Source organism: Streptomyces sp. NPDC023541 (assembly GCF_055559995.1).
This window is the reverse complement of sequence record NZ_JBVHJO010000023.1, coordinates 17669-35917: the sequence shown is the minus strand read 5'-3', so window position 1 is coordinate 35917 and position 18249 is coordinate 17669. Positions and strand designations below refer to the sequence as shown.

Annotated in this window: 21 protein-coding genes and 1 pseudogene; 17 read left to right on the top strand and 5 right to left on the bottom strand. The window is 72.5% G+C overall.

Annotation, left to right across the window (positions count from 1 at the left end; all coding sequences use genetic code 11):
• The first annotated feature begins 23 nt into the window (after positions 1-23).
• The 13 genes from ACZ3X1_RS34030 (at position 24) to hypE (ending at position 12271) form a co-directional block, all read left to right on the top strand.
• On the top strand, positions 24-1808 hold the full coding sequence (locus ACZ3X1_RS34030) for a nickel-dependent hydrogenase large subunit (RefSeq protein WP_356813867.1): 1785 nt from the start codon (positions 24-26) through the stop codon (positions 1806-1808).
• The gene (locus ACZ3X1_RS34025; RefSeq protein ID WP_356813866.1) at positions 1805-2332 is read left to right on the top strand and encodes a hypothetical protein; all 528 of its coding nucleotides are present in this window, start codon (positions 1805-1807) and stop codon (positions 2330-2332) included. The genes ACZ3X1_RS34030 and ACZ3X1_RS34025 overlap by 4 nt, the downstream gene beginning before the upstream one ends.
• Positions 2329-2979, top strand: coding sequence for a DUF5947 family protein (locus tag ACZ3X1_RS34020; protein ID WP_390073811.1), 651 nt, complete (start codon positions 2329-2331; stop codon positions 2977-2979). The genes ACZ3X1_RS34025 and ACZ3X1_RS34020 overlap by 4 nt, the downstream gene beginning before the upstream one ends.
• Positions 2976-3677, top strand: a complete 702-nt coding sequence (locus ACZ3X1_RS34015) for a DUF6084 family protein (protein WP_390073812.1) — start codon at positions 2976-2978, stop codon at positions 3675-3677. The genes ACZ3X1_RS34020 and ACZ3X1_RS34015 overlap by 4 nt, the downstream gene beginning before the upstream one ends.
• On the top strand, positions 3674-5134 hold the full coding sequence (locus ACZ3X1_RS34010) for a hypothetical protein (RefSeq protein WP_467282945.1): 1461 nt from the start codon (positions 3674-3676) through the stop codon (positions 5132-5134). The genes ACZ3X1_RS34015 and ACZ3X1_RS34010 overlap by 4 nt, the downstream gene beginning before the upstream one ends.
• Entirely contained in the window at positions 5131-5694 is a 564-nt protein-coding gene (locus ACZ3X1_RS34005; protein WP_356813861.1) for a hydrogenase maturation protease, read from the top strand. Before ACZ3X1_RS34010 ends, ACZ3X1_RS34005 begins: the two co-directional genes overlap by 4 nt.
• Positions 5691-5795: a DUF6893 family small protein gene (locus ACZ3X1_RS34000; protein WP_390073813.1), complete on the top strand. Its 105-nt coding sequence runs from the start codon at positions 5691-5693 to the stop codon at positions 5793-5795. Before ACZ3X1_RS34005 ends, ACZ3X1_RS34000 begins: the two co-directional genes overlap by 4 nt.
• 116 nt (positions 5796-5911) lie before the next feature.
• Entirely contained in the window at positions 5912-6307 is a 396-nt protein-coding gene (locus tag ACZ3X1_RS33995; RefSeq protein WP_467282942.1) for a hydrogenase maturation nickel metallochaperone HypA/HybF, read from the top strand.
• Positions 6308-6310: 3 nt separating this feature from the next.
• Positions 6311-7276, top strand: a complete 966-nt coding sequence (gene hypB / locus ACZ3X1_RS33990; RefSeq protein WP_467282940.1) for a hydrogenase nickel incorporation protein HypB — start codon at positions 6311-6313, stop codon at positions 7274-7276.
• Entirely contained in the window at positions 7276-9726 is a 2451-nt protein-coding gene (gene hypF / locus ACZ3X1_RS33985; RefSeq protein ID WP_467282938.1) for a carbamoyltransferase HypF, read from the top strand. The genes hypB and hypF overlap by 1 nt, the downstream gene beginning before the upstream one ends.
• The gene (locus tag ACZ3X1_RS33980) at positions 9695-10075 is read left to right on the top strand and encodes a HypC/HybG/HupF family hydrogenase formation chaperone (RefSeq protein ID WP_356813855.1); all 381 of its coding nucleotides are present in this window, start codon (positions 9695-9697) and stop codon (positions 10073-10075) included. Before hypF ends, ACZ3X1_RS33980 begins: the two co-directional genes overlap by 32 nt.
• Entirely contained in the window at positions 10072-11211 is a 1140-nt protein-coding gene (gene hypD, locus ACZ3X1_RS33975; RefSeq protein ID WP_356813854.1) for a hydrogenase formation protein HypD, read from the top strand. The genes ACZ3X1_RS33980 and hypD overlap by 4 nt, the downstream gene beginning before the upstream one ends.
• 70 nt (positions 11212-11281) lie before the next feature.
• Positions 11282-12271 carry a hydrogenase expression/formation protein HypE gene (gene hypE, locus ACZ3X1_RS33970; RefSeq protein ID WP_467283012.1) on the top strand — a complete coding sequence of 330 codons (990 nt, stop codon included), beginning with the start codon at positions 11282-11284 and terminating at the stop codon, positions 12269-12271.
• Between the two features lie 41 nt (positions 12272-12312).
• On the opposite strand, the gene ACZ3X1_RS33965 is transcribed toward hypE, so the two are convergent.
• Positions 12313-12549 carry a hypothetical protein gene (locus ACZ3X1_RS33965; protein ID WP_467282936.1) on the bottom strand — a complete coding sequence of 79 codons (237 nt, stop codon included), beginning with the start codon at positions 12547-12549 and terminating at the stop codon, positions 12313-12315.
• A gap of 169 nt (positions 12550-12718) precedes the next feature.
• On the opposite strand from ACZ3X1_RS33965, the gene ku reads away from it, so the two are divergent.
• Positions 12719-13708, top strand: a complete 990-nt coding sequence (gene ku, locus ACZ3X1_RS33960; protein ID WP_467282934.1) for a non-homologous end joining protein Ku — start codon at positions 12719-12721, stop codon at positions 13706-13708.
• A 1-nt stretch (position 13709) separates the two neighbouring features.
• Here the strand turns inward: ku and ACZ3X1_RS33955 are convergent, their stop codons facing one another.
• The gene (locus tag ACZ3X1_RS33955) at positions 13710-14315 is read right to left on the bottom strand and encodes a hypothetical protein (protein ID WP_467282932.1); all 606 of its coding nucleotides are present in this window, start codon (positions 14313-14315) and stop codon (positions 13710-13712) included.
• A 109-nt stretch (positions 14316-14424) separates the two neighbouring features.
• Between ACZ3X1_RS33955 and ACZ3X1_RS33950 the strand changes: the two genes are divergently transcribed.
• The gene (locus ACZ3X1_RS33950; protein WP_467282930.1) at positions 14425-15390 is read left to right on the top strand and encodes an LLM class F420-dependent oxidoreductase; all 966 of its coding nucleotides are present in this window, start codon (positions 14425-14427) and stop codon (positions 15388-15390) included.
• Between the two features lie 256 nt (positions 15391-15646).
• Here the strand turns inward: ACZ3X1_RS33950 and ACZ3X1_RS33945 are convergent, their stop codons facing one another.
• Positions 15647-15868, bottom strand: a complete 222-nt coding sequence (locus ACZ3X1_RS33945; RefSeq protein ID WP_467282928.1) for a hypothetical protein — start codon at positions 15866-15868, stop codon at positions 15647-15649.
• Between the two features lie 3 nt (positions 15869-15871).
• Positions 15872-16237 carry a hypothetical protein gene (locus tag ACZ3X1_RS33940; RefSeq protein ID WP_467282926.1) on the bottom strand — a complete coding sequence of 122 codons (366 nt, stop codon included), beginning with the start codon at positions 16235-16237 and terminating at the stop codon, positions 15872-15874.
• Between the two features lie 22 nt (positions 16238-16259).
• On the opposite strand from ACZ3X1_RS33940, the gene ACZ3X1_RS33935 reads away from it, so the two are divergent.
• Both ACZ3X1_RS33935 and ACZ3X1_RS33930 read left to right on the top strand, forming a co-directional pair.
• Positions 16260-16817, top strand: coding sequence for a hypothetical protein (locus ACZ3X1_RS33935; protein WP_390073816.1), 558 nt, complete (start codon positions 16260-16262; stop codon positions 16815-16817).
• A gap of 57 nt (positions 16818-16874) precedes the next feature.
• Positions 16875-17015, top strand: a pseudogene (locus ACZ3X1_RS33930) (RNase A-like domain-containing protein); the annotation flags it as partial.
• A gap of 39 nt (positions 17016-17054) precedes the next feature.
• Here ACZ3X1_RS33930 and ACZ3X1_RS33925 read toward each other — a convergent pair.
• Positions 17055-18224, bottom strand: coding sequence for a magnesium and cobalt transport protein CorA (locus ACZ3X1_RS33925; protein WP_467282921.1), 1170 nt, complete (start codon positions 18222-18224; stop codon positions 17055-17057).
• Positions 18225-18249: the final 25 nt, after the last annotated feature.

Genomic DNA, 18249 nt, shown 5'->3' with positions numbered 1-18249 from the left:
GAAGAAGGGTCACGGCAGACACGATGGCACCGAACACGAAGGCGGCCGGCGACGGCAGCGGCCTGGTGGAGATGGCCTGGGATCCGATCACCCGGATCGTCGGCAGTCTCGGCATCCACACGAAGATCGACTTCAAGCAGAAGCGCGTCGCGGAGTGCTACAGCACCTCGTCGGTCTTCCGCGGCTACAGCGTCTTCATGCGCGGCAAGGACCCCCGCGACGCGCACTTCATCACCAGCCGCATCTGCGGGATCTGCGGCGACAACCACGCCACCTGCTCCGTTTACACGCAGAACATGGCCTACGGGGTGAAGCCGCCCCACCTCGCCGAGTGGATCATCAACCTCGGCGAGTCGGCGGAGTACATGTTCGACCACAACATCTTCCAGGAGAACCTGGTCGGGGTCGACTACTGCGAGAAGATGGTCCGCGAGACCAACCCCGGGGTCCTGGAACTCGCCGAGCGCACCGAGGCCCCGCACGCCGGTGACCACGGCTACAAGACCATCGCCGACATCATGCGCTCCCTGAACCCCATCGAGGGCGAGTTCTACCGCGAGGCCCTCCAGGTCAGCCGCTACACGCGCGAGATGTTCTGCCTGATGGAGGGCCGCCACGTGCACCCCTCCACCCTCTACCCGGGCGGCGTCGGCACCATCGCCTCCGTCCAGCTCTTCACGGACTACATGAGCCGCCTCATGCGGTACGTCGAGTTCATGAAGCGCGTCGTCCCGCTCCACGACGACCTCTTCGACTTCTTCTACGAGGCCCTGCCCGGGTACGAGGAGGTCGGCCGCCGCCGGGTGCTGCTGGGCTGCTGGGGCGCGCTCAACGACCCCGAGTACTGCGACTTCACGTACGCCAACATGACCGACTGGGGACGGAAGATGTTCGTCACCCCGGGCGTGATCGTGGACGGCAAGCTGGTCACCAACGACCTCACCGAGATCAACCTCGGCATCCGCATCCTGCTGGGCAGCTCGTACTACGACGACTGGCAGGGCCAGGAGCAGTTCGTCACGCACGACCCGCTCGGCAACCCGGTCGACCCCCGCCACCCCTGGAACCAGCACACCATCCCCGCCCCGCAGAAGCGCAACTTCGACGACAAGTACAGCTGGGTGATGTCCCCCCGCTGGTTCGACGGCAAGGACCACCTCGCCCTCGACACCGGCGGCGGCCCCATCGCCCGCCTGTGGTCCACCGCCCTGTCCGGCCTCGTCCACACCGACTACGTCCAGGCCACCGGCCACAGCGTCGTCATCAACCTGCCCCGCACCATGACCAAACCCGAGACCCGCTTCGAGTGGAAGATCCCGAAGTGGAGCAACGCGCTGGAACGCAACCGCGCCCGCACCTACTTCCAGGCGTACGCGGCCGCCATCGCCCTGCACTGCGCCGAGAAGGGCCTCGCCGAGGTCCGCGCGGGCCGCACCCAGACCTGGGAGAAGTTCGAGGTGCCGGACGAGTCCATCGGCGTCGGCTTCACCGAGGCCGTACGGGGCGTCCTCTCGCACCACATGGTCATCCGCGACGGCAAGATCGCCAACTACCACCCCTACCCGCCGACTCCGTGGAACGCCAGCACCCGCGACACCTTCGGCACGCCCGGACCGTACGAGGACGCCGTGCAGAACACCCCGATCTTCGAGGAGAACACCCCGGAGAACTTCAAGGGCATCGACATCATGCGCGCCGTGCGCAGCTTCGACCCCTGTCTGCCCTGCGGCGTCCACATGTACGTCGGCGGCGGCAGGACCGTGAAGACGATGCACGTCCCCACCGGCCTGAGCGGACTGGGCGGATGAGCGCGGCCGTCGACGCCCGGGAGGCGGGCCGCCGCGTCGAGGAGGTGCTCGACCGGCTGGCCGCCACCGGGGACCGCGCCGCGTGCGAGGCCGCCGAGGAACTCGTGCGGGTTCTCATGGAGTTCTACGGTGCCGGGCTCGCCCGGATCGCGGCGAAGCTGGGGCACGGCCCGCTGGCGGCGGCCGCGGACGACGAGCTCGTGGCGAGCCTGCTCTCCCTGCACGGCCTGCACCCCGAGGACGTGCACACCCGGATCGCCCGCGCCCTGGCCGCCGCCCCCGACCCGGTGGAGCTGCTCGGCTTCGACGAGGCCACCGGTGTCCTGCGGCTGCGCCCCGCGGCCGCCCCCACCGGCTGCGGCTGCGGGCCCGGCGGGGCGGAAACCGCCCGGCGCACGCTGGAGGACACCCTGACCTGCTTCGCCCCCGAGGTGACGAGCGTGGAGATGGAGCCCGCCCCGGACCCGCAGCCCGCGCTGCTGCAGATCGGCACCCGGCCGCACAGCCCGGCACGGGTGTCGTGAGCGGGCCCGCCGCCCGTACGCAGGGCCCGCGCGGGCTGCGCCGGTTCGCCGGCCCGCGCCCGCCCCGGCCCGAGACCTGCGAGCTGTGCGGGGTGGTGGTGCCCGCCGGGCACCGCCACCTCGTGGAGACCGAGAAGCGGACGCTGGTCTGCGCCTGCACCGCCTGCTCCCTGCTGTTCGACCGCCCCGGCGCCCGGACCGGCCGCTACCGGGCCGTCCCCGACCGCTACCTGACCGACCCGGAGCACCGGCTCGACGACGGGGTGTGGGAACGGCTCCAGATCCCCGTCGGCGTCGCCTTCTTCTTCCGCAACGCCGCCCTGGACCGGCTGGTCGCGCTCTACCCCAGCCCGGCCGGGGCGACGGAGAGCGAACTCGATCCGCAGACATGGCAGCAGGTCCTCGACGGCGGGCCGCTGGCCGCCCTGCTCGAACCCGACACCGAAGCCCTGCTCGTGCACCGCTGGGAGGGCCGCTCCGGCTGCTACCTCGTGCCGATCGACGCCTGCTACGAACTGGTGGGCCGGATGCGGATGCTGTGGCAGGGCTTCGACGGAGGGGCCGAGGCGCGGGCCGCGCTCGGCGCCTTCTTCGACGACGTCGAACGGCGGGCCAGGCCCCTCGCGCCCACGGGGGACCGGTCATGACGGGCTTCGACTTCACCTGCACCGGCGTGCGGGCCGACCCGTACGCCGCCGGCCCCACCCTCGTCTTCCGGCTGCGCGTCACCGCCGACCCGGACACCCGCGTGCACGCCCTCGCCCTGCGCTGCCAGATCCGCATCGAACCGGCCCGCCGCGCCTACGGCCCCGCCGAGGCGGAGGGCCTCGCGGACCTGTTCGGCGAACGCTCCCGGTGGGGCACCACGCTCCAACCCGTGCAGTTCGCCCAGGTGTCGGTCATGGTGCCCGGGTTCACCGGGGAGACCGAGACGGATTTGGTCGTGCCCTGCACCTACGACATGGACATCGCCGCGACCCGCTACTTCGAAGCCCTGGAGGACGGCGAAGTCCCGCTGCTGATGCTGTTCTCCGGCACCGCCTTCACCGGTGAAGCCGGCTTCCGGGTCGAGCCGGTGCCCTGGGACCGCGAAGCCTCGTACCGGATGCCCGTGGCCGTCTGGCGCGAGATGGTCGAGCAGCACTTCCCCGGCTGCGGATGGCTGCGGCTGCCCCGGGCCACCATGGCCGAGCTGCTCGCCTACCGCTCCCGCCACGCGCTCGCCTCCTGGGAGGCGACCGTACGCGCCCTGCTGGACGCGTCCGATCCCGCGCAGCCGCCCCCGCCCGGAGCCGTCCGGCCGGGTGCCCTGCGCCCGCGCCTCACGGAGAGGACGGCCCCGTGACCACGACCGACGGCTGCGGGGCGGCGACGGCCACCGCGGACCCGCGTTTCGCCGCCGCCCGGCAGGTGGCGGACGCCGTCCTCCTGGAGGGGTACGTCCTCTACCCGTACCGCGCCTCCGCGGCCAAGAACCGGCTGCGCTGGCAGTTCGGGGTCCTGGTACCCCCCGCGTGGGGGCCCGCCCACGGCGAGCACGCCTTCCAGCAGACCGAGGTCCTGATGGAGCCGAAGGGCGACGCGAGCCTCGCCCTGGAGCTGCGCTTCCTGCACGCGCAGCGGCGTACGGTCCAGCAGGCCCTGGACGGCGGGGGCTTCGCCGAGGTCGACGAGCTGCACCTGGCCGACCGGGTCCTCGTCCCCTGGGACGAAGGGACCGAGGAGCACGTCGAACTGAAGGTGGCTGTCGCCGAGTTGACGGGTGATGGCATCACCGTCCCGTTCACCCGCCCCGCCCGCGACGACATCGAGACCGTCCTCGGCGCCGACGGGCGGACGGCGGGCCGGCTGGTCCGCCGCACCGAGGAGATCGAGGGAGTACTGCGGCTGCGGGCCGTGGAACTCGACGGCGCCTACCGGGTGTTCAGGCTCACGGCCGTCGTGGAGAACACCAGCCCGTGGGCCCCCGGAGCCGACGCCGGACCCGTAACCGACGCCGTCCCCGCCGACCGGGAGGCGGCCCTGCCCCGTTCGCTGGTCGCCGCCCACCTCCTGCTGGGCCTCGACTCCGGCTCCTTCCTGTCCATGACCGACCCGCCCGAATGGGCCAGGGAGGCCGTCGCCGCCTGCCAGAACCTCCACACCTGGCCGGTGCTCGCAGGCGGGGCGGGCCGCGCCGACGTGGTCCTGTCCTCCCCGATCATCCTGGAGGACCACCCGGCCATCGCGCCCGAGAGTGCGGGCGCCATGTACGACGCCACCGAGATCGACGAGATCCTCGCCCTGCGGACGGCGGCCCTGACCGACCAGGAGAAGCGCGAGGCGCGCGGCACCGACGCCCGGGCGGCCGCCGTCATCGACCTCGCCGACTCCCTGCCTCCCGAGGTGCTGGAGCGCCTGCACGGCGCCGTACGCTCCCTGCGGGAGGTCACCGGCCCGGACGGGCCGGAGCAGATCACCGAAATCCCGGACGAAGAAGCGGTGTTCAGGCCGGACACACCCTGGTGGGACCCCGCCGGCGCGGACACCGCCGATCCGGCCCGCGACCGGATCACCATCGACGGCGCCCCCGTCGGACCGGGCAGTCGCGTCCTGCTCCGCCCCGGACCGCGCCGCACCGACGCCCAGGACCTCTTCCTCCACGGCCGCGCGGCCCTGGTCGAAGCCGTGCTCCACGACGTCGACGGGGGAGTGCACCTCGCCGTCACGGTGGACGACGACCCCGGCGCGGACATCCGGCGGGAACAGGGCCGCTTCCTCTACTTCCAGCCCGACGAGGTCACCCTGCTGGAGGGCGCGTGAACCCCAAGGTCCTGATCGCGGGCATCGGCAACGTCTTCCTCGGTGACGACGGCTTCGGCGTGGAGACCGTACGGGCCCTGTCCGCGCACCGGTTGCCCGACGGGGTCGAGGTGGTGGACTTCGGCGTGCGCGGGGTCCACCTCGCCTACCAGCTCCTCGACGGCTACGACACGCTCGTGCTGGTCGACGCCACCGCCCGCGGCGGCGCACCGGGCACGCTCTACCTCATCGAGGCGGAATCGGGCGCGGCCGCGGGTGCGGGCGCCGGCCCACAGACCGCCGCCGGCCCCGGTGAGGGCCCCGTGCTGGACGGCCACCACATGTCGCCCGACACCGTGCTCGCGCTCCTGGACGCCCTGTGCGCCGGAACCGGCGCCACCCCGCCGCGGCGCACGCTGGTCCTCGGCTGCGAACCAGCCTGCGTCGAGGAGGGGATCGGACTGAGCGCCCCCGTCGCCGCCGCCGTACCCGAAGCCGTCCGCATGGCCCTGGACCTGCTCGAACGTCCGGCCACCGACGAAGCCGGCGCACCCCGCCGCGAACTGAGGAGAACCCCATGAAGAAAGCCATCATCGGCGGGGCCGCCGTCGCCGCCCTCACCGCCGTCATGCTCATGGTCGCCCCCGACATCAGGCGCTACCTGCGCATGCGCCGGATGTGACCCCGCTGCCGCCGCACCCCCCGCCGAACGGCGTACGGGGGATGCGGCGCACCGGCGTGCCCGACCGCCGCACCCCCGTCCCGCCGGTGTAATGAGCCCCGGCAGGACGGAGTCCGATGCACGAGATGTCGATCGCCATGGCCGTCGTGGGCCAGGTGGAAGAAGCCGCCAGGGCGGGCGGCGCGCACGCCGTCACGTCCGTACGGCTCCAAGTGGGAGAGCTGGCGGGCGTGGTGCCCGACGCGCTGGCCTTCTGCTTCGAACTGGCCTGTGCCGGGACCGTACTCGACGGCGCGGAGCTCGTCACCGAAACCGTGGCCGCCCGCGCCCGCTGCGGGACCTGCCCCGGCACCTGGGCCGTCGGGATGCCCCCCGAGCTGTGCTGCCCGGCCTGCGGCAGGGCCACGGACGTGGAACTGCTGTCGGGCCGCGAGCTGCAGATCCTCAGCGTCCGCTGGGAAGACGGCCCCGCCGGCGCCCGTACCCGCGAACCGATTCCCGAGGAGGCCTGAACCATGTGCCGAGTGGTCGATCTGCGGCAGGCGGTACTCGCCAAGAACGACGGCGTCGCCCAAGCCCTGCGCGAAGAACTCACCGCCCGCGGGACGACGGTGGTCAACCTGCTCTCCAGCCCCGGCAGCGGGAAGACGGCGCTCCTGGAGCGCGAGCTGCTCCTGGCACGCGAACGATCGGTACCGGTCGCCGCGCTCACGGCGGACCTGGCCACCGAGAACGACGCGCTGCGGCTGGCCCGTTCGGGCGTACCCGTCAAGCAGGTGCTCACGGACGGACTGTGCCACCTGGAGGCCGGGATGCTCGGCCGGCACCTGGACGGCTGGCTGCCCGAGGACACCCGGCTGCTCTTCGTGGAGAACGTGGGCAACCTGGTCTGCCCGGCCGGCTACGACCTGGGGGAGTCGCTGCGGGTGGTGCTCGCCTCGGTGACCGAGGGCGAGGACAAGCCGTTCAAGTACCCGTCCGCCTTCGGACTGGCGCAGCTGGTGGTCGTCACCAAGACCGACATCGCGCAGGCCGTCGAGTTCGACGAGGCCGCCTTCCGCGCCAACGTCGAACGGGTCAATCCCGGTGTGGAGATCGTCATGACCTCGGCCCGCAAGGGCGAGGGCCTGGGCCTCCTGCTGGACCGGGCGCTGGCGGCGGGGGCGGGGGCCGGGACGCACACCCCGGTGATGGCCCGCCGGCAGCAGGCGACCGGCCACGACCACGGAGCCGTGGACGGCCACGACCACGGGCACCTGCACGGCCACGACCACGGGCACCTGCACGGCCACGACCACGGGCACCTGCACGGCCACGACCACGGTTGCGATCACGGGTCCGACCACCACCACGGGCCCGGCCACACCCGCGACCACACCCCTGCCCACGGCGCCGATCACGACCACGATCACCGGCACGACCACGATCACCAGCACGACGACGGGCACCCGCAGGTCCGGCCCGCCGCCCAGACCCGCTGATGGAGCCGGTGCAGCGCCGCCGGGTCACCGTCCGCGGCGTGGTCCAGGGCGTCGGCTTCCGCCCCTACGTCTACACGCGCGCCACCGGACTCGGCCTCGCCGGGCACGTCACCAACACCCCCGAGGGAGTCGTCGCCGAGGTCGAGGGCGCCCCGGCCGCCGTCTCGCGGTTCTGCGAGCACCTCGCGGCGGACGCACCGCCGCTGGCCGTCGTGGACGCCGTCGACCACCACGAGGTCCCCGTCGCGGGCGGCGCCGGATTCACGATCACCGCCTCGCGGGGCGGCGGCCCCGCCCGGACGCTCGTCTCCCCGGACGTGGCGACCTGCGCCGACTGCCTCGCCGAACTCGCGGACCCGGCCGACCGGCGCCACCGGCACCCCTTCATCACCTGCACCCACTGCGGACCGCGGTTCACCATCGTCACCGGGCTGCCGTACGACCGAGCGCACACCACCATGGCCCGCTTCCCCATGTGCCCCGACTGCGCCCGCGAGTACGGTGATCCCGCAGACCGGCGCTTCCACGCGCAGCCGGTCGCCTGCCCGGCCTGCGGCCCCCGGCTGGCCCTGCTCACCGGGCGGCCGCCCCGCGAGACCCCGGACGGCGGCACCGACCCGATCGCCGCGGCCCGCCGGCTCCTGGCGGCCGGGGCGATCCTCGCCGTCAAGGGCCTCGGCGGCTACCACCTGGCCTGCGACGCCACGCACCCGGGCGCCGTGGCCGAGCTGCGCCGCCGCAAGGCCCGCGGCGACAAGCCCTTCGCCCTGATGGCCCGCGGCATCGGCGACGCCGAGCGGCTCGCGCACATCGGCCCCGAGGAACGCGCCCTGCTGCAGGGCGGCGTACGGCCCATCGTGTTGCTGCGCCGCCGCGACGGCCGTGACGGGACGGCCCCCGCGGCCGCCGCCGGCGCGCCGGGCGCCGTACTCGCCGACGGTGTGGCCCCGCGCTGTCCCGACCTCGGCGTGATGCTCCCGTACACCCCCGTCCACCACCTGCTCCTCGGGCTGCCCGGCGACCCGCCCGGCCCCCGGCTGCTCGTCATGACCAGCGGGAACCTCGCGGGAGAGCCCATCGTCACCGACGACGACGAGGCCCTGGAGCGGCTCGCCGGCCTCGCCGACGCCTGGCTCACCCACGACCGCCCCATCCACGTGCCGTGCGACGACTCCGTGGTGCGGGTCTGCGACGGCGAGACGCTGACCGTACGCCGCGCCCGCGGCTACGCCCCGTTGCCGATCACCCTGCCCGTACCGGTCCCCGCGACCCTCGCCGCGGGCGGCGACCTGAAGAACACCTTCTGCCTCGGCGAGGGCCGCCGGGCCTGGCTGTCCGCCCACATCGGCGACATGGACGACCTCGCCACCCAGTACGCCCTCGAACGCGCCGAGCGGCAGCTGGAGTCCATCACCGGTGTCAGCCCCGGACTGCTCGCGGCGGACCGGCACCCGGGCTACCGCTCCGCCCAGTGGGCGCGGCGCGCCGCCGGATCCCGGCCGCTCGTCCGCGTCCAGCACCACCACGCGCACATCGCCTCCGCCATGGCGGAACACGGCCTGGACGGCGAACGCCCGGTGATCGGCGTCGCCTTCGACGGCACCGGCTACGGCGACGACGGCGCGGTGTGGGGCGGCGAGGTCCTCCTCGCCGACTACGCCGGGTACACCCGGTTCGCCCACCTCGGCTACGTACCGCTGCCCGGCGGTGACGCCGCCGTGCACCGCCCGTACCGGATGGCCCTGGCCCATCTGCGGGCGGCCGGTCTGGACCGGACCCCGGACCTGCCCTGCGTCGCAGTCTGCCCGGCAGATGAACTGCGTGTCCTGGAGAGGCAGTTGGAGCGAGGCCTGAACTGCGTCCCGACCTCCAGCATGGGGCGGCTCTTCGACGCCGTCTCCTCGCTGGCGGGCGTCTGCCACCACGCCGGCTACGAGGCCCAGGCGGCGATCGAACTGGAGGCGGCGGCCCTCCGCGCGGGCGGAACCGGTCCCGACTACGCCTTCCGGCTGCGCGTCCCGCCGCACCCCGCCGCCGGCCCGTCCGCCGCAGGACCGGCCGCCTCCGCACCGGTCGTCGCCGATCCGGCGCCGCTGCTCGCGGCCGTCGTGGCCGACGTACGCGCGGGCACCGCCCCGGGGCTGATCGCCGCCGGCTTCCACACCTGCGTCGCCGCCCTCGTCGCTGAGCTCTGCGGGCTCGCGCGAGAGCGGCACGGCCTGGACACCGTCGCGCTGACCGGCGGCGTCTTCGCCAACACCCTGCTGTCCTCGGCGTGCGCCCGCACCCTGCGGGCGGCCGGGTTCACCGTCCTGCGCCACGGCCGGGTCCCCCCGAACGACGGCGGGCTGTCCCTCGGCCAGCTCATGGTGGCGGCGGCCGCCACCCCGGAGCACCACCCACAGCAAGGAGAAACCCATGTGCCTGGCGGTACCCGGCAGAGTGCTTGACATCGGGGAGAAGGACGGCACCCGCATGGCTACCGTCGACTTCGGCGGCGTGCAGAAGGAGGTGTGCCTGGAGTACCTGCCGGACCTCCAGGTCGGCGAGTACGCCATCGTCCACGTCGGTTTCGCCCTCCAGCGCCTCGACGAGGAGTCGGCCCGCCAGACCCTCGCGCTCTTCGAGGAACTCGGCATGCTCCAGGAGGAGTTCGGCGATCCGTGGGAGCAGGCGGCCGCCCAGGCCGGCGCCGACTCCCCGTGGCCCTTCGCCGACGGGCCGTTCGCCGACGGGCCGGACGCGGGAGAGGCCACCGCACCCCAGGAAGCCCGGACAGCCCAGGAAGGCCGGCAGTGAAGTACATCGAAGAGTTCCAGGACCCCGCCCTCGCGCGCAGGCTGCTCGACGACATCCACGCCACCGTCACCCGCCCGTGGGCGCTGATGGAGGTGTGCGGCGGCCAGACCCACACGATCATCCGGCACGGCATCGACCAACTCCTCCCCGAACAGGTTGAATTGATCCACGGGCCGGGCTGCCCGGTGTGCGTCACCCCGCTGGAGGTCATCGACAAGGCACTGGAGATCGCCTCCCGCCCCGACGTGATCTTCTGCTCCTTCGGAGACATGCTGCGGGTGCCCGGCACCGGCCGGGACCTGTTCCAGGTGCGCAGCGAGGGCGGCGACGTACGCGTCGTCTACTCCCCGCTCGACGCCCTGCGGATCGCCCAGGAGAACCCGCAGCGCCAGGTGGTGTTCTTCGGCATCGGCTTCGAGACCACCGCCCCGCCCAACGCCATGACCGTCCACCAGGCGAAGAAGCTCGGCATCCACAACTTCAGCCTGCTGGTCTCCCACGTCCGGGTGCCCCCGGCGATCGAGGCGATCATGCGGTCGCCGAGCTGCCGCGTCCAGGGCTTCCTGGCCGCCGGGCACGTGTGCAGCGTGATGGGCGTGAGCGAGTACCCCGAGCTGGCCGCGCGCCACCGCGTACCCATCGTCGTCACGGGATTCGAACCGCTGGACATCCTGGAGGGCGTACGCCGGGCCGTGCGGCAGCTGGAACGCGGCGAGCACACCGTCGACAACGCCTACGCGCGCGCCGTCCGCCCGGAGGGCAACCCGGCGGCCCTCGCCATGCTGGAGGACGTCTTCGAGGTCACCGACCGGGCCTGGCGCGGCATCGGCGTCATCCCGGACAGCGGGTGGCGGCTGTCCGCCCGCTACCGCGACTTCGACGCCGAACACCGCTTCTCGGTCAGCGGCATCAACACCCGGGAGCCCGCGGAGTGCCGTAGCGGCGAGGTGCTCCAGGGGCTGCTGAAACCGCACGAGTGCGAGGCCTTCGGCACCCTGTGCACCCCGCGCAGCCCGCTCGGCGCCACCATGGTCTCCAGCGAGGGGGCCTGCGCCGCGTACTACCTCTACCGGCGGCTGGAGCTGAAGACCGTACCCGCCGCGACCACCCCGCAGGAGGCGAGCCCCGTTGTCTGACGCCGGTACCACCCTCGACATCACGGGCTGGACCTGCCCGGCGCCGCTGCGCGACCGCCCGCGCGTGGTGATGGGCCACGGAGGCGGTGGCGCACTCTCCGCCGAGCTGGTCCAGCACCTGTTCGCCCCGGCCTTCGGCGGTGAGGTGCTGGCCCAGCTGGGGGACTCGGCGGCCATCTCCCTCGGCGGCGTCCGGCTGGCCTTCTCCACCGACTCCTACGTGGTGCGCCCGCTGTTCTTCCCGGGCGGCGGCATCGGCGACCTGGCGGTCAACGGCACCGTGAACGACCTGGCCATGAGCGGGGCGCGCGCGGCGTACCTGTCCTGCGGCTTCATCCTGGAGGAGGGCGTCGAGATGTCCGTGGTGGCGCGCGTCGCCGAGACCATGGGCGCCGCCGCACGCACGGCGGGCGTGGAGATCGCGACCGGCGACACCAAGGTCGTGGAGTCGGGCCACGGTGACGGCGTCTACATCAACACGGCCGGCATCGGGATCATCCCCGACGGAGTGGACCTGCGCCCGCAGCGGGTCGTGCCGGGCGACGTCGTGATCGTCAGCGGTGGGATCGGACTCCACGGAGTGGCGATCATGAGCGTCCGGGAGGGCCTGGAGTTCGGCGTGGACGTCGAGAGCGACTGCGCGGCCCTCGGCGGTCTCGTACAGACCATGCTCGCCGTCACCCCCGACCTGCACGTCCTGCGCGATCCCACCCGGGGCGGCCTCGCGGCCTCGCTGAACGAGATCGCGGCCGCCTCGGGCACCGGAGTCGTCATCCACGAGCGCAGCGTCCCGGTCCCCGCGGCCGTCGCCAACGCCTGCGCGATCCTCGGCCTCGACCCGCTGTACGTCGCGAACGAGGGCAAGCTGGTCGCGTTCGTCCCGCGCGAGCACGCCGACGCCGTACTGGATGCCATGCGCGCCCACCCGCTGGGCCGGGGCGCGACGGTGATCGGCGAGGCCGTGGACGCCCACCCGGGACTGGTGGTCGCCCGTACGGCCCTCGGCGGCACCCGCGTCGTCGACCTGCCGATCGGCGAGCAGCTGCCGCGCATCTGCTGACGGCCCGCCCACGCGGTCCGGGGGCCGCGTGGGCGCAACGGTCAGCGGTCGTCGCGCATGTCGTCCAGGTCCTGCTCGTCCAGGTCCCGCATCACGTCCCGCATGGTCGCGTCCTCGCGGCCCCGCTCGTGCGCGATCTCGTCGGGGGTGCGCGGGCGGCCGCCCGTCCTCATCCGCTCCGGGTCCGGCGACCGGCCGCGGAGGCGCTCGTCGCGCTCCCTGCCCGGTGTACGGCCCGCGTCCTGCATGCCGTCGTCCCTTGTGCTGCCGCCACTCATGACCGTTCACACTCCTTTCCGTGCGTGCCGGTCCCGCCCTTGCGGCTACCCCTCCGGAGCCGCCCAAACGCGCAGGTCGCCGCCGCGCGGCGGTGGCCGTTTCCGGCGCTGCCCTGCGGGCAGGCGCCCGGGGGCGAGGGGGACCAGGCGCGCCGAGGCGGTGATCAGCATGGCCAGACCGGTGTGGACCGGCGTACTGAGCTTCGGGCTGGTGAGCATCCCCATCGGCATCTACACCGCGACCGACAGCCACACCATCCACTTCCACCAGCTGCAGCGCGGCACCTCCGACCGGATCCGCAACCGGCGCGTCAACGAGCGCACCGGCGAGGAGGTGGCCCTCGACGACATCGTCAAGGCCTATGACACCGGCGAGGAGTACGTCCTGGTCGAACCGGCCGAGCTGGACGACATCGCACCGGGCCGCTCGAAGTCCCTGGAGATCAGCGGCTTCGTGGACCTCGCCGAGATCGCCCCGATCTTCTTCGACCGCACCTACTACCTCGGTCCCAAGGGCAAGGAGTACACCAAGGTCTACGCCCTGCTGGAGGAGGCCCTCGCGAAGGCGGAACGGGCCGGCGTCGCCACCTTCGTCATGCGCGGCCGCGAGTACCTCGTCGCCCTCAAGGCGGAGGACGGCATCCTGACCCTCCACACCCTGCACTGGGCCGACGAGATCCGGAACCCGCGCGAGGAGATACCCGACCTGCCGGCCGCGTCGGGCACGAGGGCCGGGGCGAAGGAGATGAAGTTGGCCGAGCAGCTGATCACGGCGCTCGGCATGCGCTGGGAGCCCGAGGACTTCCACGACACCTACCAGGACAAGGTGTCCGCCCTGATCAAGGCCAAGGGGGCGGGGGAGACCGTGGAGAAGGCCGAGCCCGCGGCGGAGGCCACGAACGTCGTCGACCTCACGGAGGCCCTGCGGGCGAGCGTCGAACGGGCCCGCGGGGGCGGCCGGCGCAAGGCAGGCCCGACGTCCGGCAAGGCGCGGGACTCCCGGGACTCGCAGGACTCCCTGGACTCGCAGGACTCCCTGGACTCGCTGACCAAGGCCCAGCTGTACGAGCGGGCGACGGCCGCCGGCATCCCCGGCCGCTCCACCATGACCCGCGCCGAACTGGCCGAGGCCCTGGCCTCTCCGTCCCGGGCGGCGTGAACTACGCGTCTTCGCGGCCGTCCGGCCGGCGGCGGCGGACGACGTGTTCCCGCCGCACCCGGTCCGCATTGGCACGCAGTGCCCGTTCGTCGTCGAGCGGCGGCTGCCCCGGCCCGCTCCCGGTCCGGGAGGTGACTCCCGGGAGCCTGCCGTGGTCGTCGGCCGTACCGCCCTCGTGCTGGAGCGGCGGCCGGTGCGGCGGGGAGTCGGCCGGGTCCGGCGGATCCGGCGGGTCGGGCGGCTCGTCAGGCCCGCCCGCGGGCATGGCCGCGCGCACCGCCCGCTCGGCCCGCTCCGGATCGGGCACGGACACCGCCACCCGGCGGTAGGGCGCCCCGTCGTCCAGCTCCAGGCAGAGCACGGTGCTCTTGGCCTTCACCGCGACGAAGTCCTCGCCGTCGGGCCTGCTGCGAATCCCCGAACACCGTCCCGGGGACCACGTGCCGTGACCGGCCCGGCCGCGCAGCACGCGCCACCAGCTCTTCTCCACGCGTACCTCCCGCAGCGCCGACACGGGTACGCGTACCTGCCGCCGCCGCGCGGCCAGGCCCTCGCGCAGCCCCAGCCGCACGACGACCTCGGCCCCCTCCACGCTCACGTGTGCCATGGCAGCTCACCGCCTTCCTACGGTGCGGCTCCCCCGGAACGCCGGCCGCATGCCTGCCCGCCGTGAGCCGGCAGGTTTCGGCGCGGCGGCAGCGGTTAGGCGCCGGGACATGGTGCGCATCGGATACACGATGATGACCGAGCAGGCGGGCCCCCGGGACCTGGTGGACCACGTGGTCGGGGCCGAGCGTGCGGGGTTCGACTTCTCTGTCGTCTCGGACCACTACTTCCCCTGGCTGGACTCCCAGGGCCACGCCCCCTACGCGTGGAGCGTGCTGGGCGCCGCCGCGCAGGCCACCACCCGGATCCCGCTGATGACGTACGTGACGTGCCCGACGTTCCGCTACCACCCCGCGGTGGTCGCGCAGAAGGCCGCCACGGTGCAGCTCCTGTCGCAGGGGCGGTTCCGGCTCGGGCTCGGCTCCGGCGAGAACCTGAACGAGCACGTCGTCGGCCCGGGTTGGCCGGCTGCCCACGTACGCCTGGAACGGCTCGAAGAGGCGGTGGGCATCGTCCGCTCCCTCCTGGCCGGCGACCACGTCAACCACCACGGCACCCACTTCGACGTCGAGGACGCCAGACTGTGGGACCTGCCCGACGTACCGCCGCCGATCGGCATCGCGGCGTCGGGCCCCGCCTCCTGCGCACTGGCCGGCCGCCTCGGCGACGCCCTCGTCGCGGTCGCGCCGGAACGCGACCTGGTGACCGCGTTCGGCGAACACGGCGGCTCCGGGAAGCCGTGCATCGGACAACTGCCCATCAGCTACGACCCCGACCGGGAGACGGCAGTACGCAGGGCCCACGAACAGTTCCGCTGGGCACTGGGCGGCTGGCACGTCAACGCCGAGCTCCCGAATACGGCCGCGTTCGCCGAGGCGACCCGGCACGTCCGGCCGGAGGACGTCGCGGAGACCGTGCCGTGCGGCGACGACGTGGCGGCCGTCACCGAAGCGGTCCGCGGCTACGCGGACGCCGGCTTCACCGAGGTCGCCCTGATCCAGATAGGCGGCGACCAACAGCAGCCCTTCCTCACCTGGGCCCAGTCGACCCTGCTCCCCGCCCTCCGCAAGCTCTGACACCGCCGGGTGCGGCTCTCGGTCAACACCGATGAGTGCGTTGACCGTGCATATGTGCCCTTGCTCCTTGGGTAGGCATCGCTCACGTCCTGCGGGACGTTCGGTCCGGTGGGCACGGCGCCGGTGTAGGCGCCGATGGCGCGGCCGTCCTGGATGCTCAGCCCGTTCTCGTTCGCCAGCTCGATGGCGTGGGAGAGGGCGCGTTGGGCGTAGCCCATGGAATGCGCGAGGGCGTCGAGGACCATGGCGACGCCCTTCATGATGTCCCCGCCGGACTCAAGGCGGTCGGCGAGGTCTTCCAGGCGCTTACCGGCGGTTTGCCCGTGGCGTCCGCCCAGTGGTCGTCGAGCGGCTTCTCGCCCTGCGCGCGGATGTCCTCGCAGGTGGAGGACGAGCGCCGGGCGAGGTCGACCCAGTCGTCCGCGGCCTTCTGCCACTGGTCCACGCGGGAGGCGTACAGGTCGTGGCAGGTGACCACGGGTCAGTTCCTCCCGAAGTCGGCGAGACCGCTCTGGAGCCGGTTGAAGGCGTCCCTCGCCCGGGCGTCCGTGGTGTCGTACGCGTTCGCCGTGGTGTGCGGGCTGTCGGCCATGGTGTTCATCTGCTTCCCCAGGTCGACCATGTGGTCCTCCCAGGCGGTCGCGCACCGCTTCAACGCTGCCGCGGAGGCCCAGCCGTGGTGGCCGTCGGCTGCCGCGTCACTCGAATCGAGGTACCGACGAAGGTTCTCCAGCGCCGCGCCGGCGGCCGAGCGGGCACCATGCGCACCTTGTCGTACGTAGTACGTCTTGATGGCGAACGATGTCGTGGGAAGGTCGTGGGACCGGGGCGACACCGCCGCGCGCACTTGGAGAACTGGGGTAGGGCCCGTGCATCAGATTGACGCCACATCGTGGAGCCGTGCTCTGCGGGCCCTTTTCGGGGAGCACATGTTCGCGGCCGTGGGGGCGCGATGGCGCGATGACTGGCGCCTGGACGCCCTCGACGTCATGCAGCTGCGGACGGACGATCCGCGTGGCTGGTCGAAGGTTGCCGCGGCACCGGGAGGGGGCGATTACGGCACCGGCCCGGACAGCCCGTTCAGTGCTGTCACGTCAGGAGACTTCAGCACGGCCTTCCCTGTGTCGAGGAGGGGCGCCGAACAAATCCTGGTCACTCTCCAGGGTGAGTGGTTCAAAACGGATGACATTCCGGATTTCGATGCGCGGGAGGCCGAGCTGACCTCGCACGCGAGGACGATCCTGGAAAGATTCGGAGAAGACGCGCTGTTTTTTACCAATGCGGCGACGGCGCGAGAGAATCCCCATACCGACATGTTCCGTCGCGAGGGTGCCTATGAGGGATTCACCAGCCACGTAATGGATTGTGGTGTGATCGCTGTCTCCGCCACGGAAGTCGGCATCTTCTGGGGCTTCACCATCGACTGATGATCTCCCTTACGTACCCGTTCTGCCACCCGTCCCGACCGCGCCTCCCAGCAGGTCATCACGCACAACGAGCAGGCCGTACATCGCTGGCTGGCCCAGGACACGCGTCGAGGCTTCACCATCGAGGCCGCTTGGCCGTCCCGTGGGGAGCCCGTCGGGCGCGTGCAGCTGCAGGCGACGATGCTTGACGGTACAGATGCAAATCCAATAGGCGGGCGACGCGATTGGTTGCTTGGTCTAGAGCCAGTCCCGACGTTTGAAGACGAGGTACAAGCTGATGCAAACTGCCGCCATCAGGAGGATCGCGAAGGGGTAGCCGGCGGCCCACTTCAGTTCCGGCATGGTTTCGAAGTTCATGCCGTAGATCGTGCCGACCAAGGTGGGTGCAAAGAGGATGGCGGCCCAGGAAGAGATCTTCTTGATCTCCTCGTTCTGCTCGAAGCCGGCTTCGGCCAGGGCGCGCATTTCCGCGTTCTGTTGCTGGGAGACCAGGGTGGCGTTCACCGTGAGGATTTCGGTCAGGGCCTGGCGGAAGCCGTCGACGCGTTCGCTCGTGTGTGTGACGTGGTCCGCCACGTCGCGGAGGTAGCGCTGGAGTTCCTCGTCCGTGCCGTACTTCGCGAAGCCCGCCATCAGGCCGTGGAGCATGCCGACCAGGGGGCGGGTCGCGCGTTGGAACTCGACCATCTCGCGGGAGAGTTCGTAGATGCGGCGGGAGACCGCCGGGTCGCCGCGGAAGACCTCCGTCTCGATCTCGTCGATGTCCGTCTGGACGCCTTCCACGACCGGGGCGTAGCCGTCGACCACCGCGTCCAGGATGGCGTACAGGGCGGCCTCCGGGCCCAGGGAGAGCAGTTGCGGGTTCGCCTCCATGCGGCGGCGTACCGCCGAGAGGTCCGGGGCGCTGCCGTGGCGGACCGTGATGAGGAAGTCGGGGCCGACGAAGACGTGGAGCTCGGCGAACTCGACCTCCTCCTGGGCGTCCAGGTATCGGGCGGCGCGCAGGACGACGAAGAGGGTGTCGCCGTAGCGCTCCAGCTTGGGGCGCTGGTGGGCTTCGAGGGCGTCCTCGACGGCGAGTTCGTGGAGGTTGAACTCGGTCGCGAGAGAGTGCAGTTCGGGTTCCGTCGGCCGGTGCAGGCCGATCCAGGCCATCCCGTCGGGCTCCTCGCGCAGCTGCCGGAAGGTCTCGGCCAGGGTGGCCGGGGAGGCGACCCGGCGGCCGTCGCGGTAGACGGCCGAGTCGATCACGCTGCGGTGGTCCGGGGGGTTGGGGGCGGCCGGAGCCGGCCGCGGTGCGGACGGCGGTACGGAGGGCGGCGCCGCGGCCGGGGAGGCGGGGCGCCGCCATCCCGAGCGCTTCGCGCCGGACGGCGGCGAGGGGCGGCGGTGAGGGCGCTCCGGCATCGCAGGTCAGCTCCCGGTCGAACGT

What these genes read in the sequence shown, in the direction of transcription:
- ACZ3X1_RS34030 (WP_356813867.1), top strand. Translation starts at nt 24, where the DNA reads ATGGCACCGAACACGAAGGCGGCCGGCGACGGCAGCGGCCTGGTGGAG.
- ACZ3X1_RS34025 (WP_356813866.1), top strand. Translation starts at nt 1,805, where the DNA reads ATGAGCGCGGCCGTCGACGCCCGGGAGGCGGGCCGCCGCGTCGAGGAG.
- ACZ3X1_RS34015 (WP_390073812.1), top strand. Translation starts at nt 2,976, where the DNA reads ATGACGGGCTTCGACTTCACCTGCACCGGCGTGCGGGCCGACCCGTAC.
- ACZ3X1_RS34000 (WP_390073813.1), top strand. Translation starts at nt 5,691, where the DNA reads ATGAAGAAAGCCATCATCGGCGGGGCCGCCGTCGCCGCCCTCACCGCC.
- ACZ3X1_RS33995 (WP_467282942.1), top strand. Translation starts at nt 5,912, where the DNA reads ATGCACGAGATGTCGATCGCCATGGCCGTCGTGGGCCAGGTGGAAGAA.
- hypB (WP_467282940.1), top strand. Translation starts at nt 6,311, where the DNA reads ATGTGCCGAGTGGTCGATCTGCGGCAGGCGGTACTCGCCAAGAACGAC.
- hypF (WP_467282938.1), top strand. Translation starts at nt 7,276, where the DNA reads ATGGAGCCGGTGCAGCGCCGCCGGGTCACCGTCCGCGGCGTGGTCCAG.
- ACZ3X1_RS33980 (WP_356813855.1), top strand. Translation starts at nt 9,695, where the DNA reads ATGTGCCTGGCGGTACCCGGCAGAGTGCTTGACATCGGGGAGAAGGAC.
- hypE (WP_467283012.1), top strand. Translation starts at nt 11,282, where the DNA reads ATGGGCCACGGAGGCGGTGGCGCACTCTCCGCCGAGCTGGTCCAGCAC.
- ACZ3X1_RS33965 (WP_467282936.1), bottom strand. Translation starts at nt 12,549, where the DNA reads ATGAGTGGCGGCAGCACAAGGGACGACGGCATGCAGGACGCGGGCCGT.
- ku (WP_467282934.1), top strand. Translation starts at nt 12,719, where the DNA reads ATGGCCAGACCGGTGTGGACCGGCGTACTGAGCTTCGGGCTGGTGAGC.
- ACZ3X1_RS33955 (WP_467282932.1), bottom strand. Translation starts at nt 14,315, where the DNA reads ATGGCACACGTGAGCGTGGAGGGGGCCGAGGTCGTCGTGCGGCTGGGG.
- ACZ3X1_RS33950 (WP_467282930.1), top strand. Translation starts at nt 14,425, where the DNA reads ATGGTGCGCATCGGATACACGATGATGACCGAGCAGGCGGGCCCCCGG.
- ACZ3X1_RS33925 (WP_467282921.1), bottom strand. Translation starts at nt 18,224, where the DNA reads ATGCCGGAGCGCCCTCACCGCCGCCCCTCGCCGCCGTCCGGCGCGAAG.